The organism is Bacteroidales bacterium (genome assembly GCA_031276035.1).
Taxonomy (GTDB): domain Bacteria; phylum Bacteroidota; class Bacteroidia; order Bacteroidales; family BM520; genus RGIG7150.
The window spans coordinates 46,354-73,191 of sequence record JAISNV010000043.1 but is presented as its reverse complement, the minus strand read 5'-3'; the positions used below and the strand labels follow the sequence as shown (position 1 = coordinate 73,191).

20 protein-coding genes are annotated in these 26,838 nt (G+C 32.1%); 2 read left to right on the top strand and 18 right to left on the bottom strand.

Going from position 1 to position 26,838, the window contains the following annotated elements; all coding sequences use genetic code 11:
- Positions 1–369: 369 nt before the first annotated feature.
- Positions 370–2,013 (bottom strand): hydroxylamine reductase, encoded by a 1,644-nt coding sequence (gene hcp / locus LBP67_10480; protein MDR2085405.1) that lies wholly within the window; start codon positions 2,011–2,013, stop codon positions 370–372.
- Positions 2,014–2,029: 16 nt separating this feature from the next.
- Positions 2,030–2,668 (bottom strand): 4Fe-4S dicluster domain-containing protein, encoded by a 639-nt coding sequence (locus tag LBP67_10475; protein ID MDR2085404.1) that lies wholly within the window; start codon positions 2,666–2,668, stop codon positions 2,030–2,032.
- Positions 2,669–2,902: 234 nt separating this feature from the next.
- Here LBP67_10475 and LBP67_10470 point away from each other — a divergent pair, with 234 nt between their 5' ends.
- On the top strand, positions 2,903–3,565 hold the full coding sequence (locus LBP67_10470) for a Crp/Fnr family transcriptional regulator (protein ID MDR2085403.1): 663 nt from the start codon (positions 2,903–2,905) through the stop codon (positions 3,563–3,565).
- 196 nt (positions 3,566–3,761) lie between these two features.
- On the opposite strand, the gene LBP67_10465 is transcribed toward LBP67_10470, so the two are convergent.
- From LBP67_10465 to LBP67_10415, 11 genes are all read right to left on the bottom strand, one after another.
- The gene (locus LBP67_10465) at positions 3,762–6,140 is read right to left on the bottom strand and encodes an ABC transporter permease (GenBank protein ID MDR2085402.1); all 2,379 of its coding nucleotides are present in this window, start codon (positions 6,138–6,140) and stop codon (positions 3,762–3,764) included.
- A 140-nt stretch (positions 6,141–6,280) separates the two neighbouring features.
- The gene (locus LBP67_10460; GenBank protein ID MDR2085401.1) at positions 6,281–8,659 is read right to left on the bottom strand and encodes an ABC transporter permease; all 2,379 of its coding nucleotides are present in this window, start codon (positions 8,657–8,659) and stop codon (positions 6,281–6,283) included.
- Between the two features lie 256 nt (positions 8,660–8,915).
- Complete coding sequence (msrA, locus tag LBP67_10455) at positions 8,916–9,395, bottom strand: peptide-methionine (S)-S-oxide reductase MsrA (protein ID MDR2085400.1); 480 nt, start codon at positions 9,393–9,395, stop codon at positions 8,916–8,918.
- Positions 9,396–9,535: 140 nt separating this feature from the next.
- On the bottom strand, positions 9,536–11,575 hold the full coding sequence (locus LBP67_10450; protein MDR2085399.1) for a hypothetical protein: 2,040 nt from the start codon (positions 11,573–11,575) through the stop codon (positions 9,536–9,538).
- Positions 11,576–12,230: 655 nt separating this feature from the next.
- A complete protein-coding gene (locus tag LBP67_10445) occupies positions 12,231–13,286 on the bottom strand; it encodes a radical SAM protein (protein ID MDR2085398.1) in 1,056 nt (351 codons plus the stop codon).
- A 16-nt stretch (positions 13,287–13,302) separates the two neighbouring features.
- Entirely contained in the window at positions 13,303–14,235 is a 933-nt protein-coding gene (locus tag LBP67_10440) for a tetratricopeptide repeat protein (protein MDR2085397.1), read from the bottom strand.
- Positions 14,236–14,297: 62 nt separating this feature from the next.
- Entirely contained in the window at positions 14,298–15,278 is a 981-nt protein-coding gene (recA, locus tag LBP67_10435) for a recombinase RecA (GenBank protein MDR2085396.1), read from the bottom strand.
- A 74-nt stretch (positions 15,279–15,352) separates the two neighbouring features.
- On the bottom strand, positions 15,353–15,985 hold the full coding sequence (nth, locus tag LBP67_10430; GenBank protein ID MDR2085395.1) for an endonuclease III: 633 nt from the start codon (positions 15,983–15,985) through the stop codon (positions 15,353–15,355).
- On the bottom strand, positions 15,985–16,188 hold the full coding sequence (locus LBP67_10425) for a hypothetical protein (GenBank protein ID MDR2085394.1): 204 nt from the start codon (positions 16,186–16,188) through the stop codon (positions 15,985–15,987). The genes nth and LBP67_10425 overlap by 1 nt, the downstream gene beginning before the upstream one ends.
- A 383-nt stretch (positions 16,189–16,571) precedes the next feature.
- The gene (locus tag LBP67_10420; GenBank protein ID MDR2085393.1) at positions 16,572–17,102 is read right to left on the bottom strand and encodes a sigma-70 family RNA polymerase sigma factor; all 531 of its coding nucleotides are present in this window, start codon (positions 17,100–17,102) and stop codon (positions 16,572–16,574) included.
- 292 nt (positions 17,103–17,394) lie between these two features.
- Entirely contained in the window at positions 17,395–18,972 is a 1,578-nt protein-coding gene (locus tag LBP67_10415; GenBank protein MDR2085392.1) for a ComEC/Rec2 family competence protein, read from the bottom strand.
- 329 nt (positions 18,973–19,301) lie between these two features.
- Between LBP67_10415 and LBP67_10410 the strand changes: the two genes are divergently transcribed.
- The gene (locus LBP67_10410; GenBank protein MDR2085391.1) at positions 19,302–20,468 is read left to right on the top strand and encodes a sigma-54 dependent transcriptional regulator; all 1,167 of its coding nucleotides are present in this window, start codon (positions 19,302–19,304) and stop codon (positions 20,466–20,468) included.
- Between the two features lie 198 nt (positions 20,469–20,666).
- On the opposite strand, the gene LBP67_10405 is transcribed toward LBP67_10410, so the two are convergent.
- The 5 genes from LBP67_10405 to LBP67_10385 all read right to left on the bottom strand — a co-directional run bounded on the left by LBP67_10405 (position 20,667) and on the right by LBP67_10385 (position 26,792).
- Positions 20,667–21,575, bottom strand: coding sequence for a dihydroorotate dehydrogenase (locus LBP67_10405; protein ID MDR2085390.1), 909 nt, complete (start codon positions 21,573–21,575; stop codon positions 20,667–20,669).
- Positions 21,569–22,336: a dihydroorotate dehydrogenase electron transfer subunit gene (locus tag LBP67_10400; GenBank protein ID MDR2085389.1), complete on the bottom strand. Its 768-nt coding sequence runs from the start codon at positions 22,334–22,336 to the stop codon at positions 21,569–21,571. Before LBP67_10400 ends, LBP67_10405 begins: the two co-directional genes overlap by 7 nt.
- Positions 22,337–22,471: 135 nt before the next feature.
- Complete coding sequence (locus LBP67_10395; GenBank protein MDR2085388.1) at positions 22,472–22,951, bottom strand: DUF5606 domain-containing protein; 480 nt, start codon at positions 22,949–22,951, stop codon at positions 22,472–22,474.
- Between the two features lie 96 nt (positions 22,952–23,047).
- Entirely contained in the window at positions 23,048–24,151 is a 1,104-nt protein-coding gene (locus LBP67_10390) for a PepSY domain-containing protein (protein MDR2085387.1), read from the bottom strand.
- 217 nt (positions 24,152–24,368) lie between these two features.
- Entirely contained in the window at positions 24,369–26,792 is a 2,424-nt protein-coding gene (locus tag LBP67_10385) for a TonB-dependent receptor (protein ID MDR2085386.1), read from the bottom strand.
- Positions 26,793–26,838 lie beyond the last annotated feature (46 nt).

Genomic DNA, 26,838 nt, shown 5'->3' with positions numbered 1-26,838 from the left:
TATTCTCTTATTGATACCGGTCACAGTCATTTTCTATCTTAAAAAAAGAATTTGCAAAGATAAGAAAAAGTATGATGTCCGTATATGATAATTTACCAGTGAAATAATGTTATAATAAATTATATGAAAATAAATCGGATAATAGATTTAAGTGTTTGACCTTCAGTAAACTTATGAATTGAAATAAATCAGACTTTAAAAGTATAAATTTCGACATAGAAAGTATTTGCTTTCGATTCTCGAAATAGTTATTTAAGTTGAGAAATGACAATGTAGGAGATACTGGGTTTCGAGATTGTTTTCTATCTGTTTTTATAAACTTTATCGAATTTATCATAAAGTCTCCTACATTGTCAAATTTATTAATTTCTAATTTAGAAATATCTTCATATCATTATCAACATTAGTTATTCCAGCTATACCAAAAGTTTTGACGAGAACATCGGCAACGTTTGGAGATAAAAATCCTGGTAATGTCGGACCTAAATGTATATTTTTAACTCCGAGAGAAAGTAAAGCTAAAAGAACAATAACGGCTTTTTGTTCGTACCAAGCAATATTATATGCTATTGGAAGTTTATTAACATCATCCAGATTGAAGATTTCTTTTAGTTTTAATGCTATTAATGCCAAAGAGTAGCTATCGTTACATTGTCCTGCATCCAAAACTCTCGGAATTCCACCTATATCTCCTAAAGGAAGTTTGTTATATCTGTATTTTGCACATCCGGCTGTAAGAATTACAGTATCTTTCGGAAGTTTCTCTGCAAACTCGGTATAATATTCCCTGTTTTTCATTCGACCGTCGCAGCCGGCCATTACAAAGAATTTCTTGATTTGTCCGGATTTTACGGCATCAATAACTTTATCTGCTAAGGCAAATACTTGCTCATGTGCAAATCCGCCGATTATTTCGCCATGTTCTATTTCTTCCGGAGGATTACATTTTTTTGCATGTTCAATTATTTTAGAGAAGTCTTTAGGTTTATTATCAACTCTGTCCGGAATATGAGGATAATCAGTAAATCCGGCTGAATTGGTTGTGTAAATTCTGTCGGTATAAGTTGCATTGGCACGCGGTGGAACCAAACAGTTAGTAGTAAACAGAACAGGACCGTTAAATTTCTCGAATTCTTCAACTTGTTTCCACCAGGCATTTCCGTAATTACCGGCAAAATGTTTGTATTTTTTGAAAAAAGGATAATAATGAGCCGGTAACATTTCGCTGTGAGTATATACATCAATGCCTGTACCTTCGGTTTGTTCGAGTAATTCTTGAAGGTCGCGTAAGTCATGACCGGAAATTAATATTGCAGGATTTTTTCTAACCCCGATGTCAACTTTTGTGACTTCGGGATGGCCGTAAGTTTCTGTGTTTGCTTTATCAAGCAATGCCATAACGCTGACACCCATTTCACCGCATTTCAAAACCAAAGCCGTAAGTTCATCGGCAGTAAGTTTTTCGTTGCGGGTTGCAATAAGTCCTTCTTGCATAAAAGCATACAAAGCCTTATCTTCATATCCGAGATGTGCCGCATGTTCTGCATAAGCGGCAATACCTTTAATTCCGTAAGTCAACAATTCCCTCAAAGATCTGATATCCTCATTCTGAGTCGCAAGAACGCCGACGGATTTGGCTTTCTCTTCCATTTCTTCTAAAGTATCGGCTTTCCATGTTGTACATTCACAATCGTCAGAAATTAAAACTCCAAGTTTCTGTAGTTTATTACGAAGTTCATCACGTAATTTTATTGCTTCCTTAATCTTTTCAACAAATCTTGATTTATCGAAATTGGCATTTGTTATGGTCATAAACAGAGCATCAACAATGAATTTGTCGGCATAAGAATTTTCTTCACCTTTTTCTCGAAGTAAAACAGTATGTTTAGAGATACCTCTAAGCAGGAAAATTAATAAATCTTGAAGATTTGCTACGTCTTGAGTTTTTCCGCAGACGCCCTTGATTGTACAGCCTTTTCCCATAGCTGTTTCTTGACATTGAAAACAAAACATAATATTTGATTTTAAATTAAACATTAACCCATTCTTCTTTTAATAGGTCACCTTTTATACTTATAATTACTTTTTTTATTGGAATCTTCCTTTTCGATTTAGAAAGTGCTTGTTGCGAAAGATATAACAATCCGTTGCAACACGGTACTTCCATCATTACTACAGTTAATGAATTTATATGTGAAATATTTATCAAAGATACTAATTTATCAATATAAACTTCTTTGTTGGAATCTAATTTCGGACAGGCGATTGATATAATTTTATTTTGAAATTTATTTACCAGATTACCAAAAGCAAATGCGGTACAGTCGGCAGCTAAAACTACATCCGCATTGTAGAAATAATCTGCAGCAGGATCTTGTAAATGTAATTGGAGTGGCCAATTAATTAATTTTGAAGCTCTTTGAGAAAGTTTTGCCGTTTGTCTTTCAATAACCGCTTTTTCATCATAATCTTCCGTTTCTCTGACTTCAAAAGTGATTGCACCGAGCGGACATTCGCCAATACAGTCGCCAAGACCGTCACAATATTTATCGCTAACCAACTTAGCCTTTCCGTTAACAATCTCCAAAGCACCTTCGTGACATTTCTTTACGCAATATCCGCAACCGTTGCATTTGGATTCGTCTATTTTTATTATTTTTCTTTTCATCTTGCTTAATTTGATGCAAAAATATCTTGTTGAAAAAATATAAGGTGTAACATTTGTTACATTGTGAGATTTTTTTTGAAATTTTTTTAGCGCTAATTTACAAAGAGTTATCAAACTATTTGGCTTCAATTTCAAAGTTAATTCGATTCAGAAAACAGATTATTTGTTATTTACAAAATAATTGAAACGCGAATTGATGTAATTCATTGGAAAAAATTAATTTTGTGGATTGTTATGAAGTACGAATCTCTTTTTTCTAATCCGTTATTTGCAGTTATTCCCAAGGAATTACAAGAAGATTTTTTACAGAATACGAATGTTGTTATAAAAAAATATTCTAAAGGCGAAACTATTATGCGTCAAGGCGATGGGATAAGTGCTTTGTATTTTTTATATGAAGGAAAAGTTAAAACAGAAATGATTACTGATTCGGGGGATGTGCTTAATATAGAGATAATTAATGCTCCGACACCTTTAGCATTAGCTTTTTTATTTGCGGATGATAATAAATTTCCCGTTGATGTTATTGCTTTGGAAGATTGTGAGATTATTCTTTTTCCTAAGAAAAGTATTGTGAAATTATTGACTGAAAGTGAGAGTTTTATGCGAACATATATGTCGTTTAGTTCATCAAAAACACAATTTTTATCCGAAAGAATTAAATTTTTATCAATCAAAACTATAAAAGGAAAATTAGCATACTACATTCTGAGTAAAAATGCCGGCGGTGAATTTGATTTAGAATTGAATCAAACTGAGTTGGCGGAATTTTTCGGGGTAACCAGGCCTTCATTGGCGAGAAGCCTTTCCGAAATTATTGATGAAGGAATTATTACTTTGGATAAGAAAAAAGGAATAATTCTCAATGAAAAAAAATTGAAAGAGTTACTTAAGTGATACACAAAGAGTAAATTAATTGTATTTTCACTCAGTGCTAAGAATAAATATTTACTCAAATTAAATCCTGAAGATTACAAAATACCCGTCAGGATTTCACCTTTAGGAATATATTATTTTACGATTATTCGTTTTATATTACAATCTGCACAAAGTGTTAAGGATAGAACAGACGTATATTTTAGAATATTAGATATCAATTATCAGTTTTAATAGATTTTACAGGGTTTGCTCTTGCACTTCGTAAACTCTGTAAACTAATTATTGTTGAGGTTAGTAAAACAATTATAACCAAAGCAACCAACCAAATCCAGAACGGAATTGGTGAGCGGTATGCGAAATTTTTAAGCCATTCTTTAATAATGTAATAAGCAATCGGAACTGAGATTACATAACAAATCAAGGTTATTTTCAAATATGTTTTGTTCAACATCAATAATATTTCGGAAATTGAAGAACCGAAAACCCGTCTGATTCCGATTTCTTTTTTTCTGAATTGTGTTTCAAAAAATATCAACCCTAATATACCGATTATTGAAATGAAAACGGATAATCCGCAGAATATTAAAATCAATGTAGCAAGATTATCTTCTTTTTTATACATAGATTCAATTCCTTTATCCATAAAATTGATGCCGGCATCAGCTAACGAAGGATCAAATTCCAACAAAGTTTTTCTAATATGATCTATGGAGCCTTTTACATCGTTGCCGGTTATCTTAATGAAAGTATATGTTTGCAGACGCCAAGGATCTGACCCGAAAATATACAATGCAATCGGTTGAATTTTATATTGTAAGGGTTGAAAGTTGAAATTTTTAACTATTCCCACAATATCGGCAGGATTTTCTTCATCAAGATGCCCGATAATCTTGTCGTCAACTTCAAAACCATATTTCTCCTGTGCGACCTCATTAAAAATAATTGTTCCGTTTTGTCTCAAATCATCATTTTCCCTAAATCCTCTGCCCTCAACAACATCAATTCCAAAGAAGTCCAAAAAATTAGTTGCTACCGGAAAACAATTAAAATTCACAACATTATCTTTATAATGTCGGCCCCAACCCATTTTTCCTGTCGAAATAATCGGTCCGTCTGAAAAAGTAATATCAAGTATATTCGGATTTGTTTTCAATTGATTTAAAAACGCATCTTTCTGTTTTACAACTTCATTAGAAGTTCTAACGGTTAAAATATTTTCTGTACGAAAACCTACATCGTGTTTTTTCATAAATCGATTTTGTACAAAAATAAACATCGATACAATAAGCAATGTTATGGATATAATATACTGAAAGGCAATTAACGACGAACGCAGTTTTCTTCCCTTGACAGATAAACCGAATGAGCCTTTTAATACCACTGCCGGTGAAAAAGAAGTTATGTAGAAAGCAGGATACAGTCCGCCCAGAATTCCGGTAATAATTGCAATAACTCCGCTTATTACCAGTATTTTCCAGTTTGTTCCAAAATTTAACTCTGCGGAAATCAAAGATGAAAAAGTTGTTCCGGAAATTATATAAACAATCAATAAAGCAATTCCAAAAGAAATTATTGAAAGAATAATAACGTTTATAATTTGTTTAATTCTCAATGCGGAATTTGTACTCCCGATAACTTTCATTGTGTTGATACGACGTATGTTTAACGGAACAACGGCCATTGAAAAATTAATAAAATTAATGATTGCGATTATCACAATTAAGACTGCAATTGTTAGTAATGAAATTGTAATTGTAAGATTACCTTTTTCATAACCATCATGCTGGGTATCATGCGAAAAATAAATATTTCGGATAGAATGTAATCTTATAAATTCCCGTCCGTTATGATCTTCGTCGGGATAATAAGTTTTCAGTAAAAAATCTTCAATATTTTTCCCCAATAGCTCAGAATCCGTCCCTTTATTTAATTTATAATAATATTTGAAACTCCATTCGGAACGGTCATTTATGTGATTATCACCGATATTTATATATGCAGTATTATGCATGCTGGAATTTTTCGGAAGATCTTTATAAACCGCCGCAACAGTATAATTGTTAGGGTTATTTTCTTCGGATAAATGATTCTTATTATACCCGCTTATTAATTGTTTCCCCACAGCCGGTTCATCTTCAAAAAACAGTTTAGCCATACTCAAAGGTATAATTATATGGTTCGGTTTCGCGAAATCCTCAAAATTACCGTCAATAAGTTCAAATCCGAAAACGTAAGGCAAAGTATATGAGGCGCTGTTAAAACCATAAGCTAACACATTTGATAAATCTTCAGGTTTGGCAAAGTAGTATCTGCCTCCCCATCCGGTACAAGTGCCGTATTCGATTTCAGGAAAAGTTTGAATAATTATTTCTCCGAAAGGCCTGTTAATTACAGGACTATATTGGTCTGTGTTGGAATTGATATTTTCAAGTCTATAGATTCTATCGGAATCCTTATAACCTCTATCGAAAGTAAAATCGTAATTAATTTGTATTGTGATGATTATAAATGCTGCAAAAGCGACTGATAATCCTATAACATTTAAAATATTTGTTGTAAAGAATTTTTTAATTCGTCTTAAGAAGGATTGCATGATATTTTATATTTAAAGATTAAAATATTGTTTTTTATCTATTTATTATTTATTTGTCATGTTTCTGAAATTATACTATCAAGTAAAAATATCTATTAAAAAATTGAAATTCAATTTTTTATATATTAATATATAAATTATCAACTGTTAATTTTAATAGAATCCACCGGATTTGCTTTTGCTGTTCGCAAGCTTTGTAAAGTAATTATTATCGAAGTTAATGTAAAGATTGCCACAACTGCAACTATCCAGATCCAAAACGGAATAGGAGAGCGATATGCGAAATTCTTTAACCATTCTTTGATTATGAAATAAGCTATCGGAACGGAGATTACAAAACAAATTAATGTTATTTTCAAATAGGCTTTGTTAAGCATTGATAGTATTTCCCCAATAGATGCACCGAAAACTCGTCTGATTCCGATTTCCTTTTTTCTGAATTGTGTTTCAAAAAATATTAATCCTAAAATACCGATTATCGAAATAAAAACTGATAAAGAGCAGAATATCAAAATCAATTTAGCGAGATTATCTTCTTTTTGATATAATGAATCGATACCTCTGTCCATGAAATTAATATTGGCATTGGTTAAATTATGATCAAATTCGGCTAATGTCTTTCTGATATGATCAATTGAACCATTTACATCATTTCCGGTTATTTTGATATATACATAAGTCTGTAATCTCCACGGGTCGGTTCCGAAAATATATAAGGCAATCGGTTGAATTTTATATTGCAATGGTTGAAAGTTGAAATTTTTAACTATTCCCACAATATCTGCAGAATTTTCTTCATCAAGATGTCCGGCAATTTTATCGTCTATTTCAATATTAAATTGTTGTTTAGCAACTTCATTGAATATTATTGTTCCGTTGGATTTCAAATTATCACTTTCCCGGAATCCTCTGCCTTCAACTATCGGAATATCAAAAAAATCCAGAAAATTTGTTGAGACAGGAAAACAGTTGAAATTAATTAGTTCCCCTTTATAATTTTGTCCCCAACCCATCTTACCTAAAGATACTATTGGTCCGTCGGAAAAAGTAATATCAAGTATATTAGGATTTGTTTTTAGTTGATCAAGAAAACTATCCTTCTGTTTAGCAATGGTATTGGATGTTCGTACTGTTAAAACATTTTCTGTTCTGAAACCAAGATCATGCTTTTTCATATATCTGTTCTGGACAAATATGAACATGGCAACAATTAGTAAAGTTATGGAAATAACATATTGAAAGGCAATTAATGACGAACGCAGATTTCTTCCTTTTGCAGATAATCCGAAAGAACCTTTTAATATTACTGCCGGAGAAAAAGAAGTGCTGTAGAATGCCGGATATAATCCGCCCAGAATGCCCGTAATAATTGCTATGAAACCGCTTATTATCAATATTTTCCAATTTGATTTGAAATCTAATTCAGCAGAAATCAATGATGAGAATGTTGTGCCTGCGATAATATAAAAAATCAATAAAGCAATTCCATATGAGAAAATGGATAGAAATATCACATCGATAATCTGTTTAATACGTAGTGCAGAGTTAGTGCTTCCTATAACTTTCATTGTATTTATACGACGGATATTTAGAGGTACTGATGCCATTGAAAAATTAATGAAATTAATAATGGCAATTACTACGATTAGGATAGCAATTGTAAGCAAAGAAATAGTTACGGATAGATTTCCTTTTTCCATTCCGTCTTGAGTATCCCGTGAAAAATATGCATCAGATAATTTATTTAATCTTGCCGAACCTTTTACTTCTTTATCATTTGAGTAAAAGTTATTTATAATAAAATTCTCAATTTCATTTCCAAGTAACTTAGGATTAGCTCCTTGGTTCAGTTTGTAATAATAGCTAAAGCTCCATTCAGTGTTATTATCCAAATACTCATTATCTATATTTACATAAATAATATTTTTCAGAGATGAATTTTTGGGAGGATCCTTATATACTGCCGCAACTGTATAGATTTTGTTATAATTATCGTTTGACAGATCTTTATCATAACCTGATAATAACTCTTTGCCGTAAATAGACTCCCCGGAAAAATAAAATTCAGCTACACTTTGTGGAATTATCAAGTGATTAGGTTTGGAAAGATCTTCAAAATTTCCTTCAACGAGTTCAAGGTTAAATAAATATGGAAAAGTTGGGGAAACAGAAACAAAATTTTGTGCGATTGGTTTGGATTGATCATTGATTTTTGAAAAATATGCTCTATCACTCCAACTGGTAACACAAGTCCCAATCTCAATTTCCGAAAAAGATTGTGCAATATTTTCTCCGAGAGGCCTGCATATTAGCGGGCTAAATGTTTCTGCATCAGGATTAGTATATCTTGTTTCCAAACGATAAATTCTGTCGGCATCTTTATAACTTTTATCATAATTGAAATCGTAGTTTACCTGAATGATAATTATTATAAAAGCAGCAAATGCAACGGATAAACCGATGATATTTAAAATATTTGTTTTAAAAAGTTTTCTAATTTTTCTTAGGAATGATTGCATATCTCAATTTATTAAAATACGGACCAAAAAGATGCTAATAATGTGCCACGATTCTAATTGCTTGATTATTAAAATCAAACGTTATACATCATTTTGGATTCTTGTATAAAATTTTTACAATGGTGTAAAAAAAATTACTTTTACTTAACTAAAATTAGAGAGTTTAAAGTGCGTATTTAATACACTGGATAACAAAATTTCCCGAAATTATACATGCAAATTTATAAATACTTAACTGTTAATTGTTAACAAGTTACTATTTAAAAATTTTCCTATAAATATGACAATATGGACTACTATTACTCTTTTCATAATAATCTTGATGATAATCTTCTGCCGGATAAAACCTGCCGACAGGTCTCAATTCCGTTGCCGGAGAATATCCCATCTTTTGTAAAATTTGAATATATTCTGCAGCTAATTCTTTTTGAGTATTATTGATATAAAAAATAACGGAAATATATTGTTCCCCGATATCCGGACCCTGCCCGCCTTCTTGTTCAAAATTATGAGTTTCGAAATAAAGTTTTAAAAGTTCTTCGTATGTAGTTTGTTCGGGGTCATATACAACTTCAATTGTTTCAATATGTCCTGTTGCTCCGGAGCAAACATCTTTATATGTCGGATTTTCAGTATATCCGCCCATATATCCAACAGTGGTTTCAATAACCCCTTTTGCTTTTGAAAAATGATATTCGGTGCCCCAAAAGCAGCCAGATGCAAAATATGCTTTCATAAAATATGTAATGTTATTTTAAATAAAAATATAATAACGAACTAAAACCGATAATCAGAATATATTGATAAAGTTTTTCAAATTATTAAATAGGTAATTGACTCATCTAACCCGTATTATCAATTTTATATCCAAAACAATTATTTCAATAATAAGTATTGTGCTTTGGTAGATTCAAGCAATGGCTTTGTTGATACCTTATTACCGACAGCTTCTTGCATCCAAATATTCGGAGTCAGTCTTCCTTCGGAGAATATTCTAATAACTTCATCTGCAAAATCTTTATCCTTAATATGATTTTCTAATTGATATTCAATGATATGTCCATAAGGATAATTTGGTAAATACAATGGAACGTCAATCATGTGAGAATAAATGGCCAAAATAGGAGAGTCAGTTTCTCCCAAAACTTTTGCGTAATATTGATTCCAGATTTCAGTTGCATTTTTAATGATGGTTGCTTTTAAATCTTCTACTGTTGCATTCGGATTCTCGTAGAACCATTTCCATGTGCGCATATCAACCAATGAAACACCCATAATTTCATAACATCCCCAGAAAATATCAAGAGTTAGCATGGCATCTTTATTCGGATCATTAGTATTATAACCGAGGAGTTCAAGATCTCTTTTTTGAAATATGAACGCCAGAGCTTCTGTAAATCCGGTATTTGGAACACCATTCATGATATAGTTGTCAACATCATGAAGAGAAATAGTTTGTTCAACATTGTGTCCGAATTCATGAATTGCGATATTATAACCTTTGTAATCCATTCCATCTGATCCTATCCTGCTGCGGAGGCGCGCATTATCGGAACGCATTTGTGCTCCCCATGCATGACCGGCGCCGCGTGAAGCATCAACAGTAATTTTTGAACATATTTCTTTTGCTTTGTCTTTTGTAAAGCCTAACTTTAAAAGAATATCCTCAAGTCCGTGCTGAAAAGCATGAGTACTGGGATATAATTCACGAGTTTTATTAGAAAGAACATCTTCGGATATACTACTTCTCGATTTAAATCCGTCGTACCAAATATCAAATGGTTCTAATTTTCTTCCTAAACGAGACTCAATCAATTTTCCAACTTCAGCAACAACAGGATCGCTTATAAAGTCAATGAACATCCTTTCTATTTCATCATAAGATACTTCCATTGATTGATCAAAAGAACGTTGAATATAAGTTGGATATGTAGGATTAAATTTGTCGGAAGATTTATAAGCCATTGCAAGATTAAATAGTTGTTGGTAACGAGTATTTGGTTCGGCTTTTACAGTGATTTCTTTTTCGTCTTTGAAAACTTTATTTGAAATTGGATACCAAATATATTTATCATTATTAATAACCTGTTCTGGAATTGTTTGATTTATAATATGCTTCATTACACCATAAATAATTCTTTGTTTTTCCAGTCCTATAATATTATCGGAATAATTTGATTTGAGTTCATCACGCAAACCCCAATGAGTGATTAGATTCATTCCATCCGGAAAAAGTTTTTCGGAATTCTCATTACGAAGATTTCCCATTATTATATTATAATTTGAAATATAATTGTCGGCCTGAGTTGATGCAGCAGCAATGTCTTGACTGATGTTAGCAGGAACTCTTGAGGTAACAACATCTCCCATACGCGCATAAGCCCATTCTAATCTGCTCCAATCTTTTCCAAAATTATTTTTTTCTTCTAAATTATAAAAAGGAAAATTCAATGTTATAATAAAAGCAATCTTGGAAGAGAAAATATCGTCAGTGAAATGAGCGTAAGGCTCCCAAGCTCCGAAGATTTCATCAATAAAGTGAATTTCGTCACCAATAACATGCAACGGAAGTTTTAAATCAACACTCATTTTATTGAAATTGCCGAATAATATTTCAAAATTATTTTGAAGTTTATTAAATAATATTTCTTTATTTTCCGGATTAGAAACGAAATTGTGCTTGCAGAACTCTTGAAAATCATTAGCAGTTCCGTCGTCATTCATCCAGAAATTTGCAGTGTGCTTAACGCCCCTTGTCAATAAATCGTTATTTACATTCGGATATTTATCCTTAATTACTTTAATAGTATTGATAATTGTTTCATCAGAGATAACACTTAATTGTTGCTCCTTGTTTTTTGTTGAACATGAAGTGAAAATAATTGTGATTAAGATGATTGTGATGTGATTTTTCATACTTATTGATGTTGATAATTATTAATTGCATTATTAAATTAAAATGGAAAAGTATGATTATGTAATACATCCCCATTTAAACGCAAAACTATAAAAAAATGGGGATAGATACAAAATAAATGTAAAAAGAATAAATGTTTAATTATCAATCATCGATAACTTATAAATTTAAATCCGGAATTAAATATTAACATTTAACTCCGGACTCAAGTGAATATATTTATCATTATAAAAAAGATATAAAATTAGATCGAAAATCGTGCCGCAATCATATGGTGATTATTGTCAATACGTTAGTTGGATTTAAACAAGAGCAATTATAAATAATTTAGACGCAAATGTGTAATAAATTTACAGTTAATTTTATTATTTATCATTAACAATGTTTGTAGAATTTTATTTTTACTTTCTATTATTCAGTTTTTTCCTTCTACCGTTTTTTATTTAAAAGAGTTGCTAATATATCATTTTTCCTACTTAAGTCTGTAGAGATTTGCGCAAAAGTTTGGTTAATAATATAGGTTGCAGAAGTAGATAAAGAAAATAATATTATTGTAAGACGATTTGAATATGGATGTTAAAGAATATGTTCCTGCTGTAGCATATATAAATTATTCAAAACGATAACTCAAAAAACAATAGCTTATATTGTCATTTAAATTATAAAATGACATTTATCACAGAATTCCGGAGCTTTATTTTCTCTCCATAGTTTTCGCCATGCTATAAATTTCGTATTATTTAAAACATCCATAACAGACGTTTCGAAAACATTACCGTAGTTATATTCTTTAGGAAAAGGCTTTGCGCAGCAGGGCGTAATATATCCATCCCAACAAATATAAAAGTGACTCCATGGGAAAGGACAATTTTTAAATGAGGGTTTGTCGTAGAAACTTCTATTGGAGACAGTTACGTTTTTAGTTGTTTCTTTAATTTTTTCCAATTCCTCTAATGCATGTATGAATTCTTCCGATTTATAAAAATCATAATAAGAAACATCAATATCAGTAACACATGCAAGATTAAATTTTGTATAGTCCATATATTGTATGCCGATTTCCTCAGCATATTGTACAAGCGCTGCCATCTGCATATAATTTTCTTTTGTTACTACCATATTCATCATTAAGGTAGTATCCGAATTCTTAGCAAGTTTAACAAGTTCACGAAGATTAGTATCTAATGTTTCAAACTTTGCATTAATACGGATCTTCTCGTAAATATCATTTAATCCGTCTGTAGAAATTTGAATAGTATCTATTTTCCCAATTAGTTTAGAAACTATATTTAGAAAATCGGGAAGCATTGCATTAGTAGAAACAGATATAATAATACCTTTGTTTTTCAATTTTATATAATCTATAATTTGTTCTATATCTTTGTATAAGAAAGTTTCACCCATACCTGTTAAGCCGATAGAATCTAAATAAGGCCAAAGCTCATCAATTATTTTTTTAGCCTGTTCAATTTTTATTGAACCCTGATCCATTTGTTTGCCGTAAGCATAAACGCGGGGGCAAGTGGTGCATGCAAGATTACATCTGTTTGTAAGTTCGAGCATTATGGTAGAAGGGTAGGCAACTTTGTTGGATTTGGTAACTCGGTAATAAAAATGTCTGAATTTATTAGAAATATATTTAAAAAAATATTTGTTTTTAGGTAATTTTCTTATTCTAGAAATAGCCTTCCTTAATCTGCGTTTATTCATATATCTCCGAATATTATTAAATATCTTCTTTCATAAGTTCCAAACTGTAATTATAATTGTGTTGAGCCTCCTTAAAATCAGGATCGAGAGCTAAAGTCTTTTCAAACCAAAATGCTGCAGAATCAAAATACATAAGTTCCGTTAAATAAATATAGCCTAAATTAAAGCATGTCATCTTATTTTTCTTATCATAAATATATGAATTGAGGAAACAATCTTTTGCTTTGTCGTATTCTTCATTTTCCTGATAATAAACACCAAGCAGAAAATACGCATGTGGATTGTCTTCCTTTACGCTTATAGCATTTTGAAGATATTGAGGTACAAGTTCTGGATTCTGTTCGATGTTAAGTACCGCAAGCTGTAAATAAGCCGGATTAAATTCGTAATCTGCTTGGATAGCGTTTTGAAAATACGTAATGGCTCTTGCAGTATCTTCTTCCAAAGCGGCAATTTGTCCTAATACAAAATAAGATTGAGGATTTAACGGATGTTTTTGAATAGATTTAGCGAGATATCCTTTAGCTAATTCAAAATTTCCTGTTCTGAAATTATGTTTGCCATAGGCATAATATACGGTATAATCTTCACTGTCAATTTTTTCCGCTTCAGCAATGGCTGTTCGTGCATATTGAAAATTCCCAAGCATATAATATATATCGGAAAGCATTAATAAATCAGGAATATTTTGTCCTTTTAACATTAATGCACTGTTAATGTCATATAATGCTTCTGGATATCTTCCTTTATCGAAATAGATTTCTGCGCGGCAAGAATACAAATCTCCATTTAAAGAATCAACAAGTATCAAAGAATCAAGAAGCGGTAAATCATTACATGGGATTTTTACTTCTTGATTCTCCGTATTATTTGTTTTAATCGGATTATTATTCTTACAAGCACCGAATGCAATTAATAATATTAAGATGATATATGAAAGTTTCTTCATAAATAACCTATGAGTCAATTATTAAATTTAGATCTTAAAGTAATTGAGTTCTAAACAATAAATTATTGTAATACTTTAGATTCAATTTCAGCGGCAAGTTCCGGATTATCAGTAAGAATCTGTACTACTGCATCTCTACCCTGGCCAAGTTTCGTATCACCGTAACTATACCACGAACCGCTTTTCTTTACAACATTTAAGTTTACTGCAATATCAAGAAGTTCACCTATTCTGGAAATACCCTTTCCAAAAAGAATGTCGAATTCGGCAACTTTAAAAGGAGGTGCAACTTTGTTTTTTACAACTTTAACCTTTACGCGGTTTCCTATAGCTTCTTCACCATCTTTGATTTGAGAAATCCTGCGTATGTCAAGACGTATTGAAGAGTAGAATTTAAGAGCGTTACCGCCGGTTGTTGTTTCAGGGCTACCAAATAGAACTCCGATTTTTTCGCGTAATTGGTTTATGAAGATGCAACATGAACCTGTTTTTGAAATAGTTGCGGTTAATTTCCTAAGTGCTTGCGACATAAGTCGTGCTTGTAAACCGATTTTGTTTTCGCCCATTTCACCTTCAATTTCACTTTTTGGTGTAAGTGCTGCTACAGAGTCAATTACTATGATATCAATAGAGCCGGATCTTATAAGTGCATCGGCAATTTCAAGTGCTTGTTCTCCGCAATCGGGTTGTGAAACCAGAAGATTTTCAATATCTACGCCTAATTTCTGAGCATAAAATCTGTCGAAAGCATGTTCAGCATCAATGAAAGCAGCTAATCCGCCGTTTTTCTGAGATTGTGCGATAGCATGCAAAGCGAGAGTGGTCTTTCCAGATGCTTCCGGACCATAAATTTCTATTATCCTGCCTTTCGGATATCCTTTTACCCCAAGTGCAATGTCAAGTCCTAATGAACCAGAAGGAATCACCGGAACACTTTCTATTTCTGTATCACCCAATTTCATCACGGTACCTTTACCGTAAGCTTTCTCAATTCTGTCAAGGGTAAGTTGTAAAGCTTTTAATTTTTCTGAATTATTATCCATAGTTTTGTTATTTTCTTATTAATCGGGAAAAAGACAAAATGTCTCAAGTTTTTGAAAAAAATTTTACAAATTTACTATTTTTTCTCGAAACTTTTACAAATTTGTGAGATTCCGCAAGTCTCACATTTTGGGTTTCTTGCGGTACAACAATATCTTCCGTGAAGGAGTAACCAGTGATGTGCATCCGGAATAACTGCTTCGGGAAATAATTTTATTAGTTGTTTTTCTGTTTCCAGAGGATTTTTTGCATTTACAATACCTAATCTATTAGCAACTCTAAATACGTGCGTGTCGACAGCAAAACGAGCTTCTTTAAAAGCTACTGAAGCAACAACATTAGCCGTTTTTCTGCCTATACCCGGAAGTTTTTCCAACTCATCACGAGTTTGAGGCAAAATGCCATCGTATTCATTACAAACAGTTTGAGCAAGTTTTATTAGATTCTTCGATTTATTATTCGGATAAGTACAAGATTTTATAAGTTGATATACTTCTTCAAACGAAGCTGAGGCTAAAGATTCGAAATTCGGAAATTTTTCAAAAAATGGAGGAGTAATAATATTAACACGTTTGTCGGTGCATTGAGCAGACAGCACAACCGCAACGACTAACTGATACTCATCTTTATATGCGAGTTCCGTTTCAGGCTCGGGCATATTTTTAGTGAAGTACTCAATTAAGAATTTAATTTTATCCGTCACAAATATTAATTAAGCAAATAAGAACCAGATTTGTACGCTTTATCCAGAATCAGTTGATAATTAGCGTATTTTAAAATATTATCAACCCTTTTCTGAGTTGATTTTGGAAGCGGAATTTCCATAGAATTTCGCATAGAACAATCAGTCTTTTCCGATTTATTTGTTAAATTGTAATAATTTGATAATAAGTAAAGTAAATCTTTTTTCATAGATTAGGGTTAGTTAAACAATAATTTACATATTGATAACGGTATTGGGGGGCAAAAATTGTTCGGAAGAGGAATTTTTTTGATGTGATAATGTGATTGCGTGATAATGTGATTATTAGATGAATGGGTAATAAATGTCTAAGACTTTTTAATCAATGGAATTCAGGATAAGTAAGATAGAGGCGAATTATAAATCGCAGTTTATTAAATGTTTACTACACAATCTTAATATTAAAGAAATAAGAATCCAATTTTAAAAATGTAGCTGCAAAATAAAAATGTATAAATCCTGAGATTCAATCTACAGAAATATTATTATTAAAAAATAAATTCCTTTTGGATACATGAACTACGAATAATCGGAACTCAACACTTAGAGTTTTTTATCGTTCCATCAACGTAATATTCTGCTCCTCAATAATCTTTCTGAGATTAATGATGGCGTATCTCATTCTTCCTAAGGCTGTATTAATACTAACATCAGTAAGAGCGGCAATATCTTTAAAACTGAGATCACAGTAATGGCGTAACTTTACAACTTCTTTTTGTTCTTCCGGTAGAAGATCAAGAAGTTTAACAAGTTGTTCTTCATGTTGACGTCTAATAAGAGAGTCTTCAATAGAATCTACCAAGAAATCATTGACCCCAGCCAATTTATCCACATCTATTGTTCCGGTAGTACCTAAACGTTTCTCTTTTCTATAATTATCAATAATAAGATTATGTGCAATCCGATTTATCCATTGGATAAACTTTCCTTCTTCTTTATATACACCAGAGCGAAGAGTTTGGATGGCCTTAATAAAAGTTTCTTGAAAAATGTCGTCAGCAAGTACGTCATCTTTAACAATCATTAGTATGTAAGAGTAAACTTTTCCCTTATACCTATTAACTAAAATTTCCATGCTATACATATCCCCATTTAGATAATTAGCTATGAGTTCATTATCAGATAATTTAAAACTTTCTTTCATCTAAATTTTACAATTAAAATTAAAATTGTAAGGGTCTTGTCAATAGGCAATAATTTAATTAAACAGATTTTATCATTATCAAATATCGTGCAAAAGTGTCAACAATGCTTAATTCGCACATATACGATATGCAAAGATAATAATCTTTTTTATGTTTGTTAAGTTTTTCGTAAAAAAAATGAAATTTAACATTATGTGCTTTTAAATATTGCAATTTTTTTAATTATATACTTTATTGAATTATCAAACTAACTATAAATATAATAATAACTATCAAGCTGTATATAATTTTTTTCGCTGATAACCCGAATCTTAATAAATTAATAAAGATGAAGATAAAGATTAGGCATAGTAATACCTGGCTGATTTTTAATCCGGATATCTCACATGTTGAAAATGGAATATTATGAATGAAGTTAATGCTTGATAGTAACAGTTTTATAATGAAATATAATGCTTTACCGACAATGGATGCTAAAAACTCTATTGGTGAAATAATCAATAAAAATATTCCTAAATAAAGAATAATAGTTGCTAATGGAATTGCTGCCATATTGGCAAATAAAAAATAATTAGGAAAAATCTTAAAATAATACAGTAATGCAGGAGCTAATAACATTTGAACTGATATTGAAACTGAAATTAATCCCAATATTTTTTCTAATAGTTTGGTCGGAAAATATCTTATCTTCTTTGTCAGTTCATTAATTTTTAATAGCCTGTTATTTATTTCATTATTGAAGAATATAATTCCAAAAACCGCTCCGAAAGACAACTGAAATCCAACATTGTAAATAATATTGGGATTCGATATTATCATTATTATTGCAGCGCCGCATAATGCGTTTATTGTAATAACATCTCTGTTTATCAGCCTTCCTATTAAAATAAAACTAAGCATAAATGATGCTCGTGCAACTGATGGTGAAAATCCGGTTATTGCGGCATATACCCATAAAAGAATTAGTGTTATGATTGGAGTTATATATCTTCTGAAATATAAATTGTTTAATGGTTTTAGGAAAAAAGTAATCAGCATGAAAATAGTTGAAACATGTAAACCGGAAACACATAAAACATGAATAGCACCAGTTGCGGAAAAAGTACTTCGAGTTTCATGTGTCAATTGATCATATCCCAAAATTAAGGCGGCAGCAATGGAATAGTAAATGCTATCCTGTAAATAATACATTAATCTATTTGCCAAACTTTCTTGAATCTTTTCAAAAAATAAATGAGTTTTCCTATTATTCAAATCAACTAAATTTATATCCGAATTGTTTATATAAATCGAATATGCAATATTGTTGTTAATGCAGTATTTTTTGAAATCGAAAGTACTCGTTTCACTATTCTCAATAAGATTTATCTTTTTGTTTGTTTGAATTATATCATATCTTTTAGGTAAAACTTCAATTTCATTATTTCTGATATATACAAAAGCATTCGGAATATTTTTATGATTGATAATTTTACATTTAAATCGATAATTTTTCCCTTTTAATTTAGGTGTTGAAGTAACTTTCAATAATGTGCTTTTTTGAAATTCGGTTGTTTCATAATTGTAGAAAATACTATTGTTTGTAACCTGCAATGTTAAGCCAGCTAAAAGACAAGGAAGTATTACAATTACATGCAATAGTCTATATTTATAGAAGTGTTTGTTAAATAAAATACTTCCGATTATAATAAAAACAATAAACCCGCATGAAATAATTATAGCAGTATTTGTGTCCACAATAATTTTTCTTGCAATCAAAACTCCAATTATTACAACGACCAATATCTTCGGTAAAGAAAAATATTTCATTTTAATGCGTTTATATATAAATTGCAAAAAAGACAAAACATTACCATAGTTTAATTAAATTTTTTATGGGAAAGAAAAGTTGAAGATATTAAGTTTATTTTTGCTCAGTTAGAAATAATGTATTTCAGGCATAGAATTTCAGATTAAATAATAAACTCCAGCTTCAACGGTTTTATATCTAAAGTATTTTAAATCAATATCTATTTACATGATAAATAATTTTTAAATTTTCAAAATTATCTTGCGTATCCTGAACTTAAAAATTATCAATCCTCAATTGTTAACTGTCAATTAATACACTTATCTTTGCAAAACATAAATTCATAATCATGACCCAGGCTAAAATATTAATTATTGACGATGAGGCAAGTATCCGAAGAACAATTAAGGAAATTCTTGAATATGAAGATTATTCGGTTGAAATTGCAGAAGATGGTATTGAGGGAATCGAACTTGTAAGGAATAATCATTTCGATTTAATTCTTTGTGATATTAAAATGCCCGGCATGGACGGAATGGAGTTTCTAAATTCGGCAATACAAATTACCGACACTCCAATTGTCATGATTTCCGGTCACGGAACAATAGAAACTGCTGTAGAAGCAATTAAACTAGGTGCGTATGACTATATTGCAAAACCACTTGATTTAAACAGGTTGCTAATTACCGTTAAGAATGCTTTGGATAGAACATCGCTTTTAAACGAAACGAAAATTTTAAAACAAAAAATTTCAGTAAAACATCAAATTATCGGTGAATCTAAGGAAATATTAGGAATATTGAGTTTGATAGATAAAGTGGCCGATACGGATGCACGCGTGTTAATAACCGGCGAAAACGGTACCGGTAAGGAACTTGTTGCTCAACAGTTGCATGAAAAAAGTTCAAGATATAAATTTCCCTTTATAGAAGTCAATTGTGCTGCAATTCCTTCCGAATTGATTGAAAGTCAATTGTTCGGGCATGAGAAAGGCTCATTTACATCGGCAATAAAAACTCGTAAAGGCGATTTCGAATTAGCTGACGGCGGAACTTTATTTCTTGATGAGATTGGTGATATGAGCTTATCCGCACAAGCTAAGGTATTAAGAGTTTTGCAGGAAAATAAAATTACGCGTGTTGGCGGGGAAAAAGAAATACCTGTTAATGTTAGAATTATTGCCGCTACCAATAAAAACTTACGTGCTGAGATTGAAAAAGGTAATTTCAGAGAAGATTTATATCATAGAATATCTGTAATTCTTATTCATGTTCCGCCATTAAGAAATAGAGTAGATGATATTCCGTTACTTGCTCAATATTTTTTGGATGAAATAAGCGCCAGAATGGGTAAGCTGCCATTAGAGTTTACAGATGAAGCATTGGAAAAATTAAAATCGATTTACTGGCGCGGTAATGTCAGAGAATTAAGAAATGTTGTTGAGAGATTAATTATACTTTGCGAAAATAAAATTACGGCAGAAGATATTGATAGGTTTGCAACGCCTTATGTATAAGCTATATAAATTCGATTAAAAATTTAAATTTTAAGATTCTGTGTTTTTGTTGACAGCTTTCGTTTAGTTTGAAATTTTGTATTTCAGATATCAAGTTCAATGATTATTCTTATAGATTTAATCTTCAATTATAACAAAACAAATAAAAGTTTGCAAAATAAATAATCTTTAAATTCTCGAAATCTTTATTCTTTCATTCTATTTCATTCCGCCAATTAGTTCTCTGATATCATTAACGCCCTGTTTTTCACAATATTCTTTTAACCCGTTTAAAATATCAATTGTAACGCTGGGATTGATGAAATTTGCAGTTCCGACCTGTATTGCGCTTGCTCCGGCTAAGAAAAATTCAACGGCATCATCTGAATTCATTATTCCGCCAAGACCGATGATAGGGATTTTAATTGCTTTATACACTTGCCAAACCATTCTCAACGCAATCGGTTTTATTGCAGGGCCGGATAATCCGCCGGTAATTGTAGATAAAATTGGTTTCCGGGTTTTTATGTCTATAGCCATTGCTAAGAAAGTATTTACAAGTGACACAGAATCGGCACCGGCACTTTCTACCGATTTGGCAATTTCGGCAATATTAGTAACATTGGGAGAAAGTTTTACAATCAGTTGTTTTTGATAAACTTTTCGAACAGCGGAAGTTATATTATAAGAATCGCAAGTACTTGTACCGAAAGCCATTCCACCTTCTTTAACATTCGGACATGAAATGTTAAGTTCGATTGCCGTAATATGATCAAGTTCGTTCATTCTTTCGGCAACTTCAACGCAGGACTCGATTGTCGAACCGGAAACGTTTGCTATAATATTGGTGTTTATCTTCTTAAGTTTAGGGTAAATATTTTCTACGAAATAATTAATTCCTTTATTTTGTAATCCGACTGCATTAAGCATTCCATGAGAAGTTTCCGCCATCCTCGGGTAAGAATTTCCTTCGCGATGCTCGGCAGTAGTTGCTTTTACAATAATTCCGCCAAGTTGCGAAATATCAAAAAAATCTTCAAACTCATAACCATAACCAAAAGTTCCGGAAGCGGTTAGAATTGGATTTTTTAATTGTAATTTACCGATATTTACTTCAAGATTTACCATTTCAATTCTTTTGTGTTAAAAACCGGACCTTTTGTACAAACACATTCATGCCCGTGAACCGTATCGGTAACGCAGCAAAGGCAAACTCCAAATCCACAAGCCATAGTATTTTCGAGGGAAACCTCACAGTCGATATTATTTTCTTTAGCAATTTTGGCAATCGCTTTCATCATATTTTCCGGACCGCAGCAGTGAATTTTTTTATAATCCGATATCATTTTCGTCATGCAAGTATGTTGAGTAATGAGGCCGGTTTCGCCAAAGGAACCATCTTCAGTTGAGCAGTAAGATCTGGAAAGTTGATTTATGTCTTCGTAGCGAAGTAAGTCATTGCTCGTTCTTCCGCCGATTAAAATATCGAAATCAGCATTTTCATTTTTCAAAGTTTTTGCAAGAAAATAAATAGGAGCAATTCCACAACCGCCGCCGATGATTAAAGTTTTAATTTTCGAATCGAAATTAAAACCGTTTCCGAGCGGAAGCATAATATTAATTGTATTTCCTATTTTTAGAAGCGATAGTTCTTTAGTTCCTTTTCCTACAACTTTAATTAGAAAAGAAACAGTATTGTCACTTTTATTATAATCGTGAATAGAAAAAGGCCGGCGTAGAAAAACATCCGGATTGCGTTCAACCTTAATCGAAGCAAACTGACCGGGTTTCATTTCCGGCAAGTATTCATCAGACGTACATTTTAAGATAAAATATACATCATCAAGTTTTTTGTTTTCAAGAATTTTTAAATTTCGTATCTGCTTCATTAATATTGATTAAGATTTTAAAATATCATTTTAAAAAATAAGAAATCTAAACAATTGTTATAGTTTTGATTCAAATTAGGCCTGAAACATTCTGTCGGATAAAAGCAGATTTTCCGCGCTCGTGATTTAGCGTTTTTACTTCTCAGCTTTATCTGTTTTATTTTCAACATTATCTTTACCTGACTCCTCATTATCCGTAGTCAATTGTTCATTGTCGGTTTTCTCAGGTTCATCATTAATCAAATTCAATCTTAATAACTCATTATACCATTGGAATACTTTCTTTTGGTGAGATGCGTAAACTCTATCTTCATCATATTCAGGGAAGAAAGCCTTGAATAACTCTTTTGTCGCTTTGTTGTCGTTAATTACCGATTGTTCAACAGCTTGATGATTGAGGTGTTTGTATAATTTTATGAAAACTTCTTTTAGAGGAATATCGTCGCCTTCAGTAAAAATGCTGATTTCATCTAAAGCACTAATTTTATCCGTAGAAAAAACAGGAATACGTTTCTCATCATTGAAAGACTCAACAATAAGTCCGTTTTTATTATTAGCAATTAATTTATACAATCCGGGTTTCCCTGAAATAGTAAGAATATCTTTTAAATCCATTTTAAAATTTTTGTTGCAAAAATACAAAAAAAATAATAATGTATAGTTGACAAATGACAATTATGTAAGAATCTGAGAATAAAGAGTATGATGCGCTTAACTTATCCTCACATCGTCTTTTTTTCTTTTTCTTATTCTTTTGATAAAGAATAAATAATATCCGGTTATTGGTAAACTTGCTCCGATTAATGCAAAGATAAAAGTGTAAATCTTAGACCAGATACCCCAATAATTTCCGACATGTAAACTATATACCCATGCCCAAATCTTTGTTGTTTTTGCTTCGTCTTTGAAGTAATTTATTCTGATTATTTCTCCGGAATTCTTATCAAACACGTACTTGTCGGTAGCTCTTGATAAAACTGCTGATTTTAAATGAACTAATGCGTTGCCGTCCTGAATTCGTATGTATTCATAATTCGGATTTTGTTCTTTGATTTGATCTGCAATATATTGCCATTGAGCGGTATTAATTATCTTTTTTTCTTTTTCCTGATTTCTTTGTCCGCCACCATGTTGAGTTTGCGTAACTTCGGCATTAAATAGTTTAAATACACCGTTTCTATACCATTCGAAAGACCACATTAATCCGGTTAAAGCACATATCAACAAAACAATACAAGCATACATTCCCAAAACATTATGAAGATCGTAGAACAAAACCCCTTTACTCTTTTTAAACCTTATCTTAAAATGTCTTTTCTTAAATCTAAATTTCTTAGGAAACCAAATAAGAATGCCGCTTATAAGAATAACAGCAAAGATTATAGTAGAAATTCCTACGATTTGTTTTCCCCAGGTTCGTGTAGTGTCCATTAACCATCTGTGAAGCCTCAAAACAAAGTAGAAGAAACCTTCACTAAAATTGTATATCCCTGTTACTTCACCGGTATATTGATTTACGAAAACAGAAACGCGAAATCCGTTTTCCAAAGACATTTGGTAAGTGCGTTTCGGATTTGAAAAAATACTGACGTTAACAACAGCGTTATCTTCCAATTGAGCATTAACCATCGGAATTAATATTTCCATCAGAATTGTTTCTTCTTTTATATCTTCAACGTAATACCGTGAATGATGAGTAAGTCTTAATAATTCATCCTGAAAAACAAGAATAGCACCTGTAAGACATGTGATTGTGATGACAATTCCTGCTGGTATTGCCAACCATTTATGTATTGCTCTGAAAAATTTTCTCATTTTTATTAAATGTTAAAAGTAGTGTGTTGTCATAAAAAATTACTGTCTGCGATATTATTTTAAAATAAAATGAATAAAATTTATAGGGTTTAATATTCTCTCATCTATTCGGAGAAATTTGAAAATAATATTTAATCAAATTAATTTCCTCGTCCATTTATTCATTTTATCTTAAAATATATACCGACAAATATTAGAAAGCTATTAAAGTTAAAATTTAAAACCTGTATGTAATTACTCCCGCAAAGTTGCGCGGATCGATTTGATTGATGTAACCGCCTCTGTAGTATGAATTATATCCCAAAGCATTGAAAATATTATTGAAATAAATATTTGCGCCCCAGTTTTTATAAGTGTAGCCGATTTGTGCATTAACAGTTGTGTATGCCGGCATATTAAAAGGTTCGACACCGGGTTGTGTATCGTGAGCTGCTGTAATTTTTGTGTATTCATTTACAGGACGTTCTCCAACGTAATAGACACCGATACCAACGGATAAACCTTTGAGCACAGTTTTATCAAGTTTATAATGAATCCAGCCGTTTGCAGTGTGCTTCGGAGCATTCATGGGAGCTGAACCGTCCATGTATGCCGGACTGTTTTCATAGTGTGCATTCAAATAAGCATAACCGAGAATAAGTTGCAAGTTTTTAAGAATTCGTCCTGATAATTCAACCTCGACACCGTCTCTGTATAAATCGCCCGCAAGATCATAATACGGAGTTGCAACACCATTGTCATCATAAATAGTATATGATAAATTTCTGTTAACAATGTAGAAGTAGGTAAAATTGAAACGAAGCCTGTTTTCAAGCCAATCGGATTTGATGCCGGCTTCCCATTGTGTAGTAATGGACGGACCGATGAAAGAACCGTCGGGACGCATATTGGAAGCTGAACGTAAATTTGTAGTAGTGGTATATGATCCGAAAATATTTAAATTTTTAATCGGAGAAATCATTAATCCGAAAATAGGATTCCAGGCATCTCCGGTTGTTAAGCCGGTACTTGTTCCGGATGAACTGCTGATGAAACTGTAACGAAGACCCAGAATAACTTTTACGTAATCGGTTATACTCATTACTTCTTGAATCATAATTCCATAGCTTGAAGAACTCGCGGTAACGGGATCACCCGAAACCATTGAAAGATTTTTAATTGAATCCGGTAAAATATTGGTAAAAGTATTGTAAATATCAATTGTATCAACGGCGATTGCATTGTAACTGATGCTTGATGTGTTTACAGTTGTATAATCGAAACCGACTTGGAAAGTATGTTTAACAATTCCTGTATAAAGATCTTTACCAACCAAATCCAATTGGAAAGTAGAGTTATTGTCTTCATTTGTTGAACGTGCCAAAGACCGGGCTCTGATATTATAATCTTGTCCGCGAACAGTTCTTAAAGCGCCGACACCAGTATTATCAACATCTCTTCTTGAAGCAAAATAAGCGGCACGCAAACTCAATTTACTATTAAGCTGTCTTGTGATTCTTCCTGCGTATGTTAAGATTTGTGTGGACACATTATCGGTATCAAATCCTAAAAATTTGTCGTAAGGAAGTTCATAAAGAGCGTAAACGCTGTCGGGAGCTAAGTTTACAGTTCCTCTATCCGGAGTTGCATTTTCGGAAAGGTAATCCATTTCTAAAGTGATTGTAGTTTTATCATCAGGCCTGAATTCTAAAGAAGGATTAATGTAAACTTTACTTTTACCCATGTGAACACGATAGCTGTCGGCTCGTTCATAAGCACCGTTAAGACGGAAAGCAACGGTTTTGGATTTGTTCAAAACATTTTGAATATCGAAAGTGGGGCGAACCTGACCCCAGCTGCCGACTCTTAGGGAAACCTCTCCTTCGTTAACGAATTTCGGAGTTTTGGTTACAACGTTTATAACACCGCCCGGGCTTCCTAAATCGTTACCGACACCCTGAGTAACAGCGGCGGAACCTTTTATTACTTGGATACTTTCCACGCCTTGCATATCCGAAGCGAGTGAGCCGGTTCTGAAATCCGAATCAACTCTTACTCCGTTCTTTAATATAGGTACACCGCGATATCCGCGAGTAGATAAACTTTCGCGAACACCGCCGTATGAACCGAATAGAGTAATTCCGGGAACGTTACGCACGGCGTCCGTGATTGTTAATGCCCCCTGTTCCTCAATTAATCTTTCGGAAATAACGGATATACTTTGAATTTGTTCCGACGGACGTAGCGGCAAACGTGTGATTGCATCGAGTTTTTCGGGTTGTTTGTATCTTTCGCCGAAGATTTCAACAGTTTCCAGATTGTTATCGGGAGTCATTCTAATTTCTATTCTGACATTATTTCTTTTTGTAAGGTCAATACTTCTGTGCTCCTTTTTGTATCCCACATAGCTTACTTCTATTGTAACAACTTGTGCAGGCACATTTTCTAAAATGAAACGACCTTGATTGCCGGTTGCGGCACCTTTTCCCGTTTCGGTAATTACAATATTAGCGCCCGCCATAGGTTTTCCTAATTCATCAAGTACCGTACCTTTAATAATTTGTGAAAACATTAACGGCATTGATGATATCATGAAGAATAAGATTAATAATATTCTTTTTGATACGTTTTTCTTTTGATTTTTGATAATGATTTTTTTCATAGATAATAATTAATTTACTAATTTTGAATGAGTTAATTTAAATAAA

Bases quoted from the DNA above. Each gene is read 5' to 3' on its own strand.
- LBP67_10400 (MDR2085389.1), bottom strand. From the start codon at position 22,336: ATGAAGCAGATACGAAATTTAAAAATTCTTGAAAACAAAAAACTTGAT.
- LBP67_10450 (MDR2085399.1), bottom strand. From the start codon at position 11,575: ATGAAAAATCACATCACAATCATCTTAATCACAATTATTTTCACTTCA.
- LBP67_10420 (MDR2085393.1), bottom strand. From the start codon at position 17,102: ATGTATAGCATGGAAATTTTAGTTAATAGGTATAAGGGAAAAGTTTAC.
- LBP67_10425 (MDR2085394.1), bottom strand. From the start codon at position 16,188: ATGAAAAAAGATTTACTTTACTTATTATCAAATTATTACAATTTAACA.
- LBP67_10460 (MDR2085401.1), bottom strand. From the start codon at position 8,659: ATGCAATCATTCCTAAGAAAAATTAGAAAACTTTTTAAAACAAATATT.
- LBP67_10465 (MDR2085402.1), bottom strand. From the start codon at position 6,140: ATGCAATCCTTCTTAAGACGAATTAAAAAATTCTTTACAACAAATATT.
- LBP67_10445 (MDR2085398.1), bottom strand. From the start codon at position 13,286: ATGAATAAACGCAGATTAAGGAAGGCTATTTCTAGAATAAGAAAATTA.
- LBP67_10390 (MDR2085387.1), bottom strand. From the start codon at position 24,151: ATGAGAAAATTTTTCAGAGCAATACATAAATGGTTGGCAATACCAGCA.
- msrA (MDR2085400.1), bottom strand. From the start codon at position 9,395: ATGAAAGCATATTTTGCATCTGGCTGCTTTTGGGGCACCGAATATCAT.
- LBP67_10475 (MDR2085404.1), bottom strand. From the start codon at position 2,668: ATGAAAAGAAAAATAATAAAAATAGACGAATCCAAATGCAACGGTTGC.
- LBP67_10385 (MDR2085386.1), bottom strand. From the start codon at position 26,792: ATGAAAAAAATCATTATCAAAAATCAAAAGAAAAACGTATCAAAAAGA.
- LBP67_10395 (MDR2085388.1), bottom strand. From the start codon at position 22,951: ATGGATTTAAAAGATATTCTTACTATTTCAGGGAAACCCGGATTGTAT.
- LBP67_10410 (MDR2085391.1), top strand. From the start codon at position 19,302: ATGACCCAGGCTAAAATATTAATTATTGACGATGAGGCAAGTATCCGA.
- hcp (MDR2085405.1), bottom strand. From the start codon at position 2,013: ATGTTTTGTTTTCAATGTCAAGAAACAGCTATGGGAAAAGGCTGTACA.
- LBP67_10405 (MDR2085390.1), bottom strand. From the start codon at position 21,575: ATGGTAAATCTTGAAGTAAATATCGGTAAATTACAATTAAAAAATCCA.
- recA (MDR2085396.1), bottom strand. From the start codon at position 15,278: ATGGATAATAATTCAGAAAAATTAAAAGCTTTACAACTTACCCTTGAC.
- LBP67_10470 (MDR2085403.1), top strand. From the start codon at position 2,903: ATGAAGTACGAATCTCTTTTTTCTAATCCGTTATTTGCAGTTATTCCC.
- LBP67_10440 (MDR2085397.1), bottom strand. From the start codon at position 14,235: ATGAAGAAACTTTCATATATCATCTTAATATTATTAATTGCATTCGGT.
- LBP67_10415 (MDR2085392.1), bottom strand. From the start codon at position 18,972: ATGAAATATTTTTCTTTACCGAAGATATTGGTCGTTGTAATAATTGGA.